The organism is Streptomyces coffeae (assembly GCF_016741875.1).
Classification (GTDB): Bacteria; Actinomycetota; Actinomycetes; order Streptomycetales; family Streptomycetaceae; genus Streptomyces; species Streptomyces coffeae.
Genome location: NZ_JAERRF010000021.1, coordinates 116,363 through 129,599 on the forward strand (window position 1 = coordinate 116,363; position 13,237 = coordinate 129,599).

Annotated in this window: 13 protein-coding genes; 5 read left to right on the top strand and 8 right to left on the bottom strand. The window is 72.4% G+C overall.

Annotated features, from left to right (window positions below; all coding sequences use genetic code 11):
• Position 1: 1 nt before the first annotated feature.
• Positions 2 to 733, bottom strand: a complete 732-nt coding sequence (locus tag JK363_RS29320) for a FadR/GntR family transcriptional regulator (RefSeq protein WP_201879443.1) — start codon at positions 731 to 733, stop codon at positions 2 to 4.
• A 207-nt stretch (positions 734 to 940) separates the two neighbouring features.
• Between JK363_RS29320 and JK363_RS29325 the strand changes: the two genes are divergently transcribed.
• Both JK363_RS29325 and lnt read left to right on the top strand, forming a co-directional pair.
• Positions 941 to 3,403: a SpoIIE family protein phosphatase gene (locus JK363_RS29325; RefSeq protein ID WP_201879445.1), complete on the top strand. Its 2,463-nt coding sequence runs from the start codon at positions 941 to 943 to the stop codon at positions 3,401 to 3,403.
• A gap of 98 nt (positions 3,404 to 3,501) precedes the next feature.
• A complete protein-coding gene (gene lnt / locus JK363_RS29330) occupies positions 3,502 to 5,067 on the top strand; it encodes an apolipoprotein N-acyltransferase (protein ID WP_201879447.1) in 1,566 nt (521 codons plus the stop codon).
• Here the strand turns inward: lnt and JK363_RS29335 are convergent.
• Both JK363_RS29335 and JK363_RS29340 read right to left on the bottom strand, forming a co-directional pair.
• On the bottom strand, positions 5,027 to 5,944 hold the full coding sequence (locus JK363_RS29335; protein WP_201879449.1) for a Gfo/Idh/MocA family protein: 918 nt from the start codon (positions 5,942 to 5,944) through the stop codon (positions 5,027 to 5,029). The genes lnt and JK363_RS29335 overlap by 41 nt on opposite strands.
• Positions 5,941 to 7,203 (bottom strand): FAD-dependent monooxygenase, encoded by a 1,263-nt coding sequence (locus JK363_RS29340; RefSeq protein WP_201879451.1) that lies wholly within the window; start codon positions 7,201 to 7,203, stop codon positions 5,941 to 5,943. The genes JK363_RS29335 and JK363_RS29340 overlap by 4 nt, the downstream gene beginning before the upstream one ends.
• A 74-nt stretch (positions 7,204 to 7,277) precedes the next feature.
• Here JK363_RS29340 and JK363_RS29345 point away from each other — a divergent pair, with 74 nt between their 5' ends.
• Positions 7,278 to 7,970, top strand: a complete 693-nt coding sequence (locus tag JK363_RS29345; RefSeq protein WP_201879456.1) for a TetR/AcrR family transcriptional regulator — start codon at positions 7,278 to 7,280, stop codon at positions 7,968 to 7,970.
• An 8-nt stretch (positions 7,971 to 7,978) separates the two neighbouring features.
• Positions 7,979 to 8,485 (top strand): DinB family protein, encoded by a 507-nt coding sequence (locus tag JK363_RS29350; RefSeq protein WP_201879458.1) that lies wholly within the window; start codon positions 7,979 to 7,981, stop codon positions 8,483 to 8,485.
• A gap of 172 nt (positions 8,486 to 8,657) precedes the next feature.
• Here the strand turns inward: JK363_RS29350 and JK363_RS29355 are convergent, their stop codons facing one another.
• Complete coding sequence (locus JK363_RS29355; RefSeq protein WP_201879460.1) at positions 8,658 to 9,158, bottom strand: hypothetical protein; 501 nt, start codon at positions 9,156 to 9,158, stop codon at positions 8,658 to 8,660.
• Between the two features lie 128 nt (positions 9,159 to 9,286).
• The gene (locus JK363_RS29360) at positions 9,287 to 10,258 is read right to left on the bottom strand and encodes a helix-turn-helix transcriptional regulator (RefSeq protein ID WP_504752318.1); all 972 of its coding nucleotides are present in this window, start codon (positions 10,256 to 10,258) and stop codon (positions 9,287 to 9,289) included.
• 110 nt (positions 10,259 to 10,368) lie between these two features.
• Here JK363_RS29360 and JK363_RS29365 point away from each other — a divergent pair, with 110 nt between their 5' ends.
• Positions 10,369 to 10,779, top strand: a complete 411-nt coding sequence (locus JK363_RS29365) for a DUF3224 domain-containing protein (protein ID WP_201879464.1) — start codon at positions 10,369 to 10,371, stop codon at positions 10,777 to 10,779.
• A gap of 6 nt (positions 10,780 to 10,785) precedes the next feature.
• Here JK363_RS29365 and ung read toward each other — a convergent pair whose 3' ends face one another.
• From ung to fabG, 3 genes are all read right to left on the bottom strand, one after another.
• A complete protein-coding gene (gene ung, locus JK363_RS29370) occupies positions 10,786 to 11,472 on the bottom strand; it encodes a uracil-DNA glycosylase (RefSeq protein WP_201879466.1) in 687 nt (228 codons plus the stop codon).
• A 167-nt stretch (positions 11,473 to 11,639) separates the two neighbouring features.
• On the bottom strand, positions 11,640 to 12,401 hold the full coding sequence (locus JK363_RS29375; protein ID WP_201879468.1) for an SDR family oxidoreductase: 762 nt from the start codon (positions 12,399 to 12,401) through the stop codon (positions 11,640 to 11,642).
• Positions 12,402 to 12,418: 17 nt separating this feature from the next.
• Positions 12,419 to 13,180, bottom strand: coding sequence for a 3-oxoacyl-ACP reductase FabG (gene fabG, locus JK363_RS29380; RefSeq protein WP_201879470.1), 762 nt, complete (start codon positions 13,178 to 13,180; stop codon positions 12,419 to 12,421).
• Positions 13,181 to 13,237: the final 57 nt, after the last annotated feature.

Sequence of the window (13,237 nt, forward strand, 5' to 3'; positions counted from 1 at the left end):
CCTACGGCGTGCCGGGGGCCGGAGGGCCGTCCGCCGCGGCGGGCCGCACGATGGAGGTCAGGGTGGTCTCGACCCGTTCGAGGTGGTGGGACATGGCCTCCACCGCGTCGTGTTCGGAGCCGTCGGCGAGCGCCTCGATGATCGCCCGGTGTTCCCGGTTCGACTGATCACGGCGGCCGCCGAGTTCGTTGAGGAACGCCGACTGCCGGGCCAGGGCGTCCCGGATCTCCTCGATGACCCTGCGGAAGACCGGGTTGCGGGCTGCCTGGGCCACGGCGAGGTGGAAGAGGGTGTCCATCGCCACCCAGGCGGTGGTGTCGGTCTCCCGCTCCATCCGCTCCAGCAGATGCCAGAGGTGGTCGAGGTCCTCGGAGGAGTGGCGCAGCGCCGCGTATCCGGCCACCGGGATCTCGATGTGGCGGCGTACCTCCATCAGGTCGCTGGCGGCGTAGTCACCGAAGGTGGGATCCTCCACCGGGCCGCTGGAGATGACGAAGGTGCCCTTGCCGGTGCGGGACGCGGTGAGCCCCATGGTCTGCAGGGCCCGCAGCGCCTCGCGGAGCACCGGACGGCTCACCTCCAGGCGACGGCACAGCTCCGCCTCGGAGGGGAGTTTGTCCCCCACCGCGTAGTCGCCGCGCTCGATGGCGCTCCGGAGATGGGTGAGCACCGCTTCCATCGCGCTGACGCGGCGGAGCGAGGCATCACCTGTCTGGCTGTCTGACAAGTTCACGCGCCGATAGTCAGTCGCACACCTGAACGTTGTCAAGAGATTCCGGAGGATGAGATTCCATGCAGCGACTCAGGTCAGCTTTGCCTTACTTCCGCCTGGACCGGATGGTTCCGCAGCTCACCCGCGCCGTCGCGGGTGAGCGCGGGGACCAGAAGGGGCAGAAGTCATAGTATTAAGGGAAATGTATCCGCAGATGGGACGGGTGCGATGGCCATCCCCGAGGGAATCGCGCCGACCGAGACGCATGTCCCCTTCGACATGGCGGATGCGGCGACGGCACTGATCGACGCGACGGGGGCCGTCATCGGCTGGACCGCCGCGGCGGAGGAGCTGCTCGGCTATCCGTCGGCCGAGGTGATGGAGCGGCCGGCCACCACACTGCTGGCGACACCGGAGGACACGGCCAAGGCCCTGGTCATCGCCGACCGGTGCCGTACCCACGGCAGCTGGGGCGGTATGGAGGAGGTCCGCCACCGGGACGGCCGCCGGATCGACGTGGGGCTCCGGGTCTGCTCGATGCTGGCGCCGGACGGCGGGCGGTGCTGGCTGGTCTGCGCGATCGACATGGGGAAGATCCCGACCTGGGCGGTGAGCGGCTCGCTGCTCACCGCGTTCCTCACCCGCGCCCCGATCGGCATGGCCGTGCTCAGCCCCGATCTGCACTACGTATGGATCAACGACACCCTGGAGCGTTACGGCGGGGTGCCGCGCGCCGAGCGGCTGGGCCGCCGGTTCGGCGGCAGCATGCTCCCCGGCCTGGACACCGACGCGATCGAGGCGCAGATGCGGCAGGTGCTCAAGACCGGCGACCCGGTGGTCGACTACGAGTACCGGGGCTGGACCCTGGCCGAGCCGCACAGCGAGCACGCGTACTCCACCTCCTTCTTCCGTCTCGACGGTGCGGACGGCAACGCGGTGGGCGTGTGCTACATGGGCATGGACGTCACCGACCGCTGGCGGGCACGCGAGCGACTGGCCCTGCTCAACGAGGCGAGCGCCCGGATCGGCAGAACCCTGGACGTGATGCGCACCGCGCAGGAGCTGGCCGAGTTCGCGGTGCCGTCCCTCGCCGACTTCGTCACCGTCGATCTGCTGGAGTCGGTGCTGCGCGGTGAGGAGCCCATGGCGTGGCCGGGTGAGACCCTGCCCGCCTTCCGCCGCGCGGGGCAGAGCTCCATCCGCGAGGGGTGCCCGGAGTCCATCGCGGAGCCCGGGGACACCGTGGCGATCTCCCCCGCCTCCCCGTTCGCCTGCTGCTTCTTCTCCGGCGAGGCACTGCTGGACCCGGCGATGGACGCCTCCATCGGGGCGTGGAGCGGGGACGACCCGGCCCGTACCGCGAAGGTCCGCGAGTTCGGGATGCGTTCCCTGATGGTGGCGCCGATCTGCGCCCGCGGCTCCGTCCTGGGCGTGGCCTCGTTCATCCGCTCCCGGCATCCGGTGCCCTTCGAGGGGGACGATCTGCTGCTCGCCGAGGAGTTGGTGGCGCGGGCGGCGCTCTGCGTGGACAACGCCCGGCGGTACACCCGTGAGCACGCCACCGCGCTGGCGCTCCAGCGCAGTCTGCTGCCGCACGCCCTGACCGGCGGTCAGGCCCTCGAGGTGGCCTCGCGCTATCTGCCGACGGACGCGCGCAACGGCGTCGGCGGCGACTGGTTCGATGTGATCCCGCTGTCCGGGGCGCGGGTGGCGCTGGTGGTCGGCGATGTGGTCGGGCACGGCATCAACGCGGCGGCCACGATGGGGCGGCTGCGCACCGCCGTGCACACCCTCGCCGATATGGACCTGCCCCCCGAGGAGTTGCTGGCCCATCTGGACGACCTGGTCATCCGGCTCACCGAGGAGGAGGCCGAACGGGCGGGCGACGCCGGGCAGGAGAGCATCGCCGCCGCGGTGCTGGGCGCCACCTGCCTGTACGCGGTCTACGACCCGGTCACCGGGCGCTGCACGATGGCGCGGGCGGGCCACCCCTCCCCGGCGGTGGTGGACCCCGGCGGCGAGGTGTCCTTCCCGCCGCTGCCCGCCGGTCCCCCGCTGGGCCTGGGCTCGCTGCCGTTCGAGTCGGCGGAGCTGGAGCTGCCCGCGGGAAGCCTGATCGCGCTCTACACCGACGGGCTGATCGAGACCTGTGACCAGGACATCGATGTGGGGCTCGGGCGGCTGAGCAACACCCTCGCCCAGCCCGGTCTGCCGCTGGAGGAGCTGTGCTCGACGGTGGTGGACACCCTGATGACCGGACGGCAGAGCGATGATGTGGCGCTGCTGCTGGCCCGCACCCGGGCGCTGGGGCCGGGCCATGTCGTCTCCTGGGATCTGCCCTCGGACCCGGCCGTGGTCACCAGCGCCCGCTCGCTCGCGGTGCGCCAGCTCGCCGAATGGGGGCTGGACGCCCTGGTGCCCACCACCGAGCTGATCGTCAGCGAACTGGTCACCAACGCCATCCGGCACGGCACCGGTCCCATCCGGCTGCGGATGATCCGGCACGACATGCTGATCTGCGAGGTGGCGGACACCAGCAACACCTCCCCGCGGCTGCGGCACGCCCGCACCACCGACGAGGGCGGCCGCGGTCTGTTCCTCGTCGCACAGCTGACCCGCCGCTGGGGCACCCGCTACGCCGAGGGCGGCAAGCTGATCTGGGCCGAACAAGACCTCCCGGAAGCGGTATGAGGGCCAGGAGATCCACTCGGCCGCGGCCGTGCCCTGTCGATGATCGGATTCCTGCCGCACACTGGTCGTCAGCCTGGTCCTCTGCCAGGAGGAAGTCCATGAAGAGGGGGGCGTCCGGGGTGCGGTGGTCGGTCGACGGCGGGGACCGGTGGAAGCGTCGGCTCGCCTCGCGGTGGTGGCGCGGCGGGATGGCCGTGGCGGCGGGGGCGCTGCCCGCGCTCGCGTTCCCCGAGCCGTCGCTGTGGTGGCTGGCGTACGCCGCGCTGGTGCCGTGGCTGCTGCTGGTCCGCTCAGGCCCCACCGGCCGCCGGGCACTGCTGGACGGCTGGCTGGGCGGGGCGGGCTTTCTGCTCGCGGTGCACCACTGGCTGATGCCGAGTCTGCATGTGTTCATCGTGGTGCTGGCCGCGTTGCTGGGGCTGTTGTGGGCACCGTGGGGCTGGCTGACGCACCGGCTGCTGCACGGGCGGCCGGGTCCCGGCCGGGTGGCGGCGGCGCTGGTGCTGGTGCCGGCGGCGTGGCTGATGGTCGAGCTCGTACGGTCCTGGGAGTACCTGGGCGGGCCGTGGGGGCTGCTCGGCGCGAGCCAGTGGCAGGTCCCGGCCGCGCTGCGGCTGGCCTCGGTGGGCGGGGTCTGGCTGATCGGCTATCTGCTGGTGCTGGTGAATGTGGCACTGACGGTGCTGATCGCGGTCCCGCGGGCGCGCACCGTGGCGGTGGCCGGGATCACCACGTGCGCGGCCGCGGCGGGTGCGGTGTGGGCCTGGGGGCCGGTGGCGAAGGAGTCCGGTACGGTGCGGATCGCGGTGGTGCAGCCGGGGGTGATCCGCGGTCCGCTGCCCCGTTTCGAGCGGAGCGCGGAGCTGACCCGGCAGGTGGTCGGACGCGATGTGGACCTCGTGGTGTGGGGCGAGAGCAGTGTCGGCAAGGACCTGGGGCAGCGGCCGGAGCTGAGCCGCGAACTGGCCGCGCTCTCCCGCGCGGTGCACGCCGATCTGCTGGTGAACGTGGACGCGCGGCGCAGCGACCGGCCCGGCATCTACAAGAGCTCGGTGCTGATCGGCCCCGAGGGCCCCACCGGCGAACGCTACGACAAGATGCGGCTGGTGCCGTTCGGCGAGTACATCCCGGCGCGGCCGCTGCTGGGCTGGGCCACCTCGGTGGGCAAGGCCGCGGGGGAGGACCGCAGGCGCGGCACCGAACAGGTGGTGATGCGGCTGCCGGAGGCCTTGCGGATCGGACCGCTGGTGTGCTTCGAGTCCGCGTTCCCCGATATGAGCCGCTCCCTGGTGCGGGACGGTGCCCAGGTGCTGGTGGTGCAGTCGGCCACCTCGACGTTCCAGCAGAGCTGGGCACCCGAGCAGCACGCTTCGCTGGCCGCGCTGCGGGCCGCGGAGACTTGGCGGCCGATGGTGCATGCCACGCTGACCGGGGTGAGCGCGGTGTTCGGGCCGCACGGTGAGCCGGTGGGCGGCCGGATGGGTACCGACGCGAGCGCGGCGACGGTCTACCAGGTGCCGCTGGGGCAGGGCACCAGCCCGTACGTCCGCACCGGGCCGTGGATCGTGTACGGGTCGTTGGCCGCGCTGCTCGTCTACGGCGGGTACGAGGGGGTGCGGGCGCTCAGGAGGACGTCGGGCCGGCGACTTCCACCGCGTCCCTGACGACCCGTTCGCACAGCTCATGGGTGCGCAGGGCGTCTTCGGCGGTGAGCAGGCGTCCGCCACGCACGGCGTCGAGGAAGGCGTCGGTGATCTGCTCGATACCGCGCTGCCGGGCGACCGACACCCAGTCGCCGCGGCGGCGCACACTCGGCTGGCCCTTGTGGTCGACGACCTCGGCGAGGTTGTGCACCTGGCGCTTGGTGTCCTGGCCGGAGACCTCCAGAACCTCTTCGGTGGAACCGCTCATCCGGTTCATCACCCCGAGCGCGGTGAATCCGTCGCCGGACAGCTGGAGCACCACATGGTGCATCAGCCCGTCGCGGATCCTTGCCCGGACGTCGATGTGGTCGGCCGGTCCTGGTGCCAGGAAGCGCAGAGTGTCGACGACATGGATGAAGTCGTCCAGGACCAGGGTGCGCGGATCCTCGGCGAGTCCGACGCGGTTCTTCTGTATCAGGATCAGATCGCGCGGATGGTCCAGGCACTGGACGTAGCCGGGGGCGTAGCGCCGGTTGAAGCCCACCATCAGGCTCACCCCGCGCTCCTCGGCGAGCCGCACCACCCGCTCGCTGTCGGCGAGGTGGTAGGCGAGGGGCTTGTCGACGTAGGTGGGCACCCCGGCCTCGATCAGCCGGGTCACGAGATCGGCGTGGGCGGCGGTGGGGGCGTGCACGAACGCCGCGTCGAGGCCCGCCGCGAGGAGGGTGTCCAGGTCGGTGTGGCGCTGGGCCTGGGGTACGCGGTGGGCGTCGCCGACCCGCTCCAGGGTGGCGGCGGTGCGGGTGTGCAGATGCGGTTCGATACCGGGACGGGCCATCAGTACGGGCAGGTAGCCCTTCTGTGCGATGTCGCCGAGCCCGATGCAGCCGACCCTCACAGTGCCTCCTGGTCCGTCCCGCCGTCCGGTCGCGCGTGCCGGGAACGGTGTGCCACCGCATGTGTCCCCGCGCCTGCCCCCGAAGGATACGCGGGCTCCGGAGGCCGCCAGTCGGCGATGCCGTCGAAGGCGCGCAGCGCCAGGTGCGGCAGGAGCCTGCCGACGGCGATGAGGGCGGTGTTGCGCAGCGCCACGGCGGCCCCGCCGGTCAGGGTGATCATGCGCGCGGCGCGGTCGGAGCGGCGCACCACGTCCATGGTGCGGGGCAGCCGGTCGGCCGTGTAGGCGGCCAGGCAGGCCGAGGGGTCCGCGCTGTCGGGCGCGAGGTGGTGGGCGAGGACCACGGCGTCCTCGATGGCCTGGTTGCCGCCCTGCCCCATGGTGGGGGCCATCGCGTGGGCGGCGTCGCCGAGCAGGGCGACCCGGCCGCGGTGGTAGGCGGGCAGCGGATGGGTCATCTGCCGGATGTCATGGCGGAGGATGTCGTGCGGGGCGACGGCCGCCAGGATCTCGGGGACCGGCCGGTGCCAGTCGCCGAACAGCCGGATCAGCTCGGCCCGTTCGTCGTCCGGGGCACGGCCGTCGGGCGGGGTGACGGCTCCGGCGTAGACGTAGACCCGGCCGTCCTTCAGCGGCTGGGTGCCCCACAGCCGTCCCCTCCCCCAGGTCTCATGGGGTGCGAAGGCACGCTCGGGCGCGGGTATGACCATGCGCCAGGCGGTGAATCCGGCGTACTCGGGCCCGGGATGGCGGGGGAAGAGGGTGTGCCGGATGTCCGAGTGGACACCATCGGCCGCGATGACGAGCTCGGCCTCCAGCACGCCGTCCCCGGTGCTGACCAGGGCGGGGCGGCCGGGAGTGCCGGGGTCGGCCAGCTGGGCGGCGGTCCCGGTGCGTACGCGACCCTCGGGCAGCCGGGAGACCAGCAGATCGACGAGGGTGGCCCGGTGGAGGAGGACCATCGGACCGCCGAACCGCACGGCCATCGCGGCGCTGTCGGTCCGGGAGAGCCAGCGGCCGCCGGGGGTGCGCAGTCCGCCGTCGCCCTGCCAGGCGGCGAGCGCGCGGATGTCGTCGCCGAGGCCGAGCGTGTCCAGGGCGCGCTGGGCGTTGGGGGCGAGCGAGATCCCGGCGCCGACCGGTTCGAGGGTGGCCGCACGCTCCAGGACGGTGACGGACCAGCCACGGCGGTGCAGGGCCGCGGCGGCGGTGAGGCCGCCGATTCCGGCGCCGATGACGACGGCACGGGGGTGGTGCATGGCTCCTCCAGAACACTACGGGTGTAGTGATGCCCAAGCTACTACACCTGTAGTACGGGAGGTAGGTTGGCCCCATGACCGCTGATCGACCCGCCGCCCCCGCCAGGTCCCGCGCCGAGCTGATCGCCGACACCGCACTCGCGCTGCTGGCCGAGCGCGGTATGCGGGGACTGACGCACCGCGCGGTGGACGAGGCGGCCGGACTGCCGCTGGGCTCGACCTCCAACCACGCCCGCACCCGCGCCGCGCTGCTGGAGGCGGCGGTGCGGCGGCTCGCGGAGCGGGAGGCGCGGGTGCTCATCCCCGAGGAGATGCCTCCGTGGTCCGGCGGCCCGGACGACGCGCACGGCGCGTATGGCGCGCACGGCCCGGACGACGCAGCGGCGGCGGATCCGCTCGGGGCGCTGGCCGACGCCCTCGCCCTCGCCCTGCACCGCTCGCTGACCATGCAGCGCGATCTGCTGATCGCCCGCTACGAGCTGGCACTCGAGGCGACCCGGCGGCCGGAGCTGCGGGAGCACTACGACGCGGCGGGTCGCGGCTTCCGACGGCTGCTGGAGGGCATGCTGGCGTCGGCGGGCTCCACCGAACCACGCCGCCACGCCCGCTCGTTGACCGCCTGGTGCGAGGGGCTGATGTTCGGCTGCGCGGCGGGGGCGGACCACGCCGATGTCCCCGGCCGCGCGGAACTGCGGACCGGCTTCGAGGAGTTGCTGCGCGGCATGATGCCGATAACACCTGGCAGCACGGAGAACACCAGGTCATGATTCTCGCCATGACATCAACCGGACGTTCCGTACCGCCCCGTGTCGCCGACGAGCGCACCATGCTCGAGACCTGGCTGGACTTCCATCGCTCGACGCTCGCCCTCAAGTGCGAGGGGCTCGACGACAAGGCCCTGCGCGCGGCGTCCGCGCCCCCGTCCGAGCTGACCCTGCTCGGACTGGTCAGGCATATGGCCGAGGTGGAGCGCAACTGGTTCCGGCGGGTGCTGAACGGCGAGGACATCCCGCCGATCTGGTACAGCGAGCAGGACCCCGACGGGGAGTTCCACTTCGCCGACGGGAACTCCGCGGAGGAGTGTTTCGCCATCTGGCGGGAGGAGATCGCCGGCGCCAGGACGGCGGCGGAGGGCCGTTCGCTGGAGGAGGTCGTCCCCGGCCCCGGCGGCCACGACTACAACCTGCGCTGGATCTATGTGCACATGATCGAGGAGTACGCCCGCCACAACGGCCACGCCGATATCCTCCGCGAGCGGATCGACGGGGTGACCGGCGACTGAACGCTCCACGGGAAGTGCCGCGAAGTGCCGTCGTTCGTCCGCGGCTGCCTCGTGGCCGGTCGCGCCCACGCGGTGGAGCCGCACATCGACACAGCCCCGCGCCCCTTCGGGGCGCAACCCGAACCGCACCGGCCTTCAGCGGGGCGCTGAGGACGGTCTCCGGCGGCCCGCCTCAGGCCGGCCCCTCCAGCCGCAGGGTCAGCCGGGCGATCGCGGCCCGTACGCCGTCGCCGTGCGGATCCTCCCCGAGCACGTCGGCGCCGGCGCGCGCCAGGGCCAACTGGCCGCGTGCCGCGTCCTCCCGGCCCAGCTTCACATAGTCGGCCGCGAGGTTGAGGTGGAGCGAGGGGTAGAGGGCGCGCACCTCGGCCGTGCCGGGGCGCCGCTCCCCCGCCCCGCCGTCGGGGTCCCGCGCGCCGGTCAGTCCGTCGGCGGCGGCGAGCGCCAGCAGGTCCCAGATCAGCTCATCGGCCGGGTCGTCCTGGGTGTCGGCCATGTAATGGGCGAGGGCACAGCGGTGGAACGGCTGCCCGTCCCGTCCGAGCTCCTGCCACAGCAGGGCGAACCGGTTGCGCGCCTCCTCCCGGTCGCCGCCCCGGTGGAGCATCACCGTCTGCGCGATCCGGGTCAGTACGGCGTCGCCCTCCGGCGCCGTCCGCTGCGCTTCGGTCATCGCGGCCTCCGCTCCCCAGTCGCTCAGGTGCTCACGTGCTCACCTCGACGCTAACCGCCCGTGCGGGCGCGGCCGGTGTGTCGCGGTCCGGCCGGGTGGCCGACGCGCCGGCCGTGCGTACGGCGGGGTCAGCCCGACCGCTGATAGCGGTGGGCCAGTTCGGTGACGGCACGCGCCACCGCCTCCCGCAGCTCCGGCGGCCCCAGCACCTCGGCCTCGGTGCCCAGCCGCAGCATGTCGTGGACGGCCACGGGCAGCGACTCCACCGGAAGCGTCACCCGCGCCCGTCCCTCCTCGTCCGGCGGGCCCGCCCCGGCCGCCGCCACCGCGCCGATCGCGCCGAACTGCATCGGCAGCAGCTTCCGCCCGCGCTCGGTCAGCAGCAGTTCCGCCTCGCCCTCGAAGCGGGACGTCTCCAGCCGCCGCGACACCTCCTGCCAGTGGGCCGCGAGATCGAATCCGGCCGGGCGCACGAAGTGTTCGTCCAGCAGCTCGGCGTCCAGGATGCGCGAGACCCGGTAGCTGCGCACGCTGTCATCCACCCGTGCCACCAGGTACCAGATGCCGCCCTTGAGGACGAGGCCCAGGCCGTGCAGATCGCGCCGCACCTCACCGCGCCAGCGCCGGTAGTGCACCCGCAGCACCCGCCGCTCCCATACCGCCTCGGCGGCCGCGGCGAGGTGGGGCACCGGTTCGGCGTCCCGGAACCAGCCGGGGGCGTCGAGGTGGAACCGCTCCTGGATACGGCGCGACCGCTCCTCCAGACCGGCCGGGAGCGCGGCGCGCAGCTTGAGCTGGGCGGTGGCGAGGTCGGCGCCCAGCCCCAGTTCGGCGGCCGGGCCCGGCATCCCGGCCAGGAAGAGCGAGTCGGCCTCGTCACCGGTGAGACCGGTGAGCCGGGTGCGATAGCCGTCGAGCAGCCGGTAGCCACCGGCCGGGCCGCGGTCGGCGTAGACGGGCACCCCGCTGGCGCTCAGCGCCTCCACATCGCGGTAGACGGTGCGGACCGACACCTCCAGCTCGACCGCGATCTCCGGGGCGGTCATCCGGCCCCGGTGCTGGAGCAGCAGGAGCAGGGAGAGCAGACGGTCGGCGCGCATGGCTGCCATTGTGGCCGCCGTACCTGACAAAAGATGTCAGGTACGGCGGAGATCGTGGTCGTCACAGCCCGCACCACCCACGGGGCGAGGCCCCGCCGAAAGGACCCGTCATGACCACACACACCACCGGCCACTTCACCTTCGCCGACTGGCAGGAGACCGAGGCCGGGCAGGCCGCGGACGGTGCGAGGATCGCCCGAGCCCAGGTCACCAACGGCTGGACGGGCGCCATCACCGCGCCGGACACCGTATGCCAGTACTCGATCGTCTACACCACCGACAAGACCGGCTCCTTCACCGGCCATGAGCTGGTGGACGGCGAGCTCGACGGCCGCCGGGGCGGCTTTGTCCTGGCGCAGCGCGGCAGCTTCGGCGAGGACGGAACCGTGCACTGCTCGTTCGAGGTGGTGCCCGGCTCCGGCAGCGGTGAGCTGGTCACGCTCACCGGCCGGGGCTCCTTCACCGCCCCGCAGGGCGTCAAGGAGGTCGGGTACACCCTCGACTACGCGCTCGCGGACTGACCGGGTTCAGCCCTGGGCGGCCAGGTCGGGGATCCGCCAGTCGATCGGGGTGTGCCCCTGGGCCGTCACCGCCTCGTCGATCCGGGTGAAGGGACGCGAGCCGAAGAACTTCTTCGCCGACAGCGGGGAGGGGTGCGCCCCCTTCACCACCACATGGCGCTCCTCGTCGATCAGCGGCAGCTTCTTCTGGGCGTAGTTGCCCCACAGGACGAAGACGGCCGGGTCGGGACGGGAGGCCACCGCGCGGATCACCGCGTCCGTGAACTTCTCCCAGCCCTTGCTCTTGTGGGAGTTGGCCTCACCGGCGCGGACCGTCAGCACCGCGTTGAGCAGCAGCACACCCTGCCGGGCCCACGGCATCAGATAGCCGTTGTCCGGGATGGGGTGGCCCAGCTCCTCCTTCATCTCCTTGTAGATGTTCCGCAGCGACGGCGGGGTCTTCACCCCGGGCCGCACCGAGAAGCACAGACCGTGCCCCTGGCCCTCGCCGTGGTACGGGTCCTGCCCGAGGACCAGCACCTTCACCTGGTCGTACGGGGTGGCCTCCAGGGCGGCGAAGACCTCCTCGCGCGGCGGGTAGACCGGGCCCCTGACCCGCTCCTCCTCGACGAACTCGGTGAGCTCCTTGAAGTAGGGCTTCGCCAGCTCCTCGCCGAGGACGCCGCGCCAGGACTCGGGCAGCTCGTAGGGCACGTCAACAACCTCCGGTCGGTGTTCCGTTTACGGGCACAGAACCTACCGGCGGACACTGACAACACCTCATCCGGAGTCGAGCCCCGGCCGCCGCGCGGCCGGGAGCCCACCGCGCGGCGGGCGCCGGATCCGGCGGGCACGGGGAGGCCGCCGGATCCGGCGCGCGCTCAGCCCGCTCCGGCGTTGAGGTAGAGCCCGCCGTCCACCACCAGTGTCTGGCCGGTGATCCAGGCCGCCTGGTCGGAGGTGAGGAAGGCGGCCGCGCCACCGATGTCCTCGGGCATCCCGAGCCGTCCCAGCGGGTACTGGGCGGTGACCTGCTCCTCGCGCCCCTCGTAGAGCGCGGTGGCGAACGTGGTCTTCACCACGGCGGGGGCGATCGAGTTGACCCGCACGCCGGGCGCGAACTCATGGGCGAGCTGCACCGTGAGGTTGATCATGGCTGCCTTGCTCACCCCGTACGCCGCGACGAACGGCGAGGGCGAAAGACCGGCGACCGAGGCTATGTTGACGATCGCGCCGCCGTTCTCCCGCTGCCATGCCTTCCAGGTCTGCTGGGCGAGGCCGAGCGCCGAGACCACGTTGGTCTCGAAGACCTTGCGGATCACCCCGAGGTCGAGTTCGGCCAGCGGTCCGTAGACCGGGTTGGTCCCGGCGTTGTTGACGAGGTAGTCGATCCGGCCGAACGCCTCCATCGCACGCTCGACGGCCGCCGCCTGGTGGGCCTCGTCATGGGCCTTTCCGGGGACGCCGATGACCCGGTCGGCGCCGAGCCGCTCCACCGCCTCCTTGAGCGAGTCCTCGTTGCGGCCGGTGATGCACACCCGGTCCCCGCGCGCCACCAGCGCCTCGGCGATGGCGTATCCGATCCCGCGGCTGGCCCCGGTGACGAGTGCCGCCCGGCCGCTGTCCTTGATCTCTGCGGTCATGTGGTCCACGGCTCCCGTCAGTTGAGCGGGCCGCCGGCCACGTACAGGACCTGGCCGGAGACGAATCCGGCGGCGTCACCGGTGAAGAAGGCGATCGCGTTGGCGATGTCCTCCGGGTGTCCGACCCGGGCCACCGGGATCTGGCTCGCGGCGGCCTTCTGGAAGTCCTCGAAGCCCATGCCGACGCGCTCGGCGGTGGCGGCGGTCATGTCGGTGGCGATGAAACCGGGCGCCACGGCGTTGGCGGTGACCCCGAACTTGCCGAGCTCGATGGCGAGGGTCTTGGTGAAGCCCTGGAGACCGGCCTTGGCGGCGGAGTAGTTGACCTGGCCGCGGTTGCCGAGCGCCGAGCTGCTGGAGAGGTTGACGATCCGGCCGAACTCGGCGTCCACCATGTGCTTCTGGCAGGCCCGCGACATCAGGAACGCGCCCCGCAGATGGACGTTCATGACCGTGTCCCAGTCGGTGTCGCTCATCTTGAACAGCAGGTTGTCGCGGAGCACCCCGGCGTTGTTGACCAGGATCGTCGGCGCGCCGAGCTCCTCGGCGACCCGCCCGACCGCCGACTCCACCTGCCCGGCGTCGGACACGTCGCAGCCCACGGCGATGGCCGTGCCGCCCGCCTTGGTGATCTGCGCCACGGTGCCCGCGCAGGACGCCTCGTCGAGGTCGAGCACGGCGACGGCGCGACCCTCCTCGGCCAGACGCACGGCGGTCGCCGCGCCGATGCCGCGGGCCGCGCCCGTCACGATGGCAACGCGCTGCTCGGTGGTGGACATGCGGGTTCTCCTCGCCTCGGTAGCGGCTCACCACCCCGTCCCGGCGGTGAGCAACCG

Excerpts from the sequence above, each read along its gene's own strand:
- JK363_RS29325 (WP_201879445.1), top strand. The coding sequence starts at position 941 with ATGGCCATCCCCGAGGGAATCGCGCCGACCGAGACGCATGTCCCCTTC.
- lnt (WP_201879447.1), top strand. The coding sequence starts at position 3,502 with ATGAAGAGGGGGGCGTCCGGGGTGCGGTGGTCGGTCGACGGCGGGGAC.
- JK363_RS29340 (WP_201879451.1), bottom strand. The coding sequence starts at position 7,203 with ATGCACCACCCCCGTGCCGTCGTCATCGGCGCCGGAATCGGCGGCCTC.
- JK363_RS29345 (WP_201879456.1), top strand. The coding sequence starts at position 7,278 with ATGACCGCTGATCGACCCGCCGCCCCCGCCAGGTCCCGCGCCGAGCTG.
- JK363_RS29350 (WP_201879458.1), top strand. The coding sequence starts at position 7,979 with ATGACATCAACCGGACGTTCCGTACCGCCCCGTGTCGCCGACGAGCGC.
- JK363_RS29355 (WP_201879460.1), bottom strand. The coding sequence starts at position 9,158 with ATGACCGAAGCGCAGCGGACGGCGCCGGAGGGCGACGCCGTACTGACC.
- JK363_RS29360 (WP_504752318.1), bottom strand. The coding sequence starts at position 10,258 with ATGCGCGCCGACCGTCTGCTCTCCCTGCTCCTGCTGCTCCAGCACCGG.
- JK363_RS29365 (WP_201879464.1), top strand. The coding sequence starts at position 10,369 with ATGACCACACACACCACCGGCCACTTCACCTTCGCCGACTGGCAGGAG.
- JK363_RS29375 (WP_201879468.1), bottom strand. The coding sequence starts at position 12,401 with ATGACCGCAGAGATCAAGGACAGCGGCCGGGCGGCACTCGTCACCGGG.
- fabG (WP_201879470.1), bottom strand. The coding sequence starts at position 13,180 with ATGTCCACCACCGAGCAGCGCGTTGCCATCGTGACGGGCGCGGCCCGC.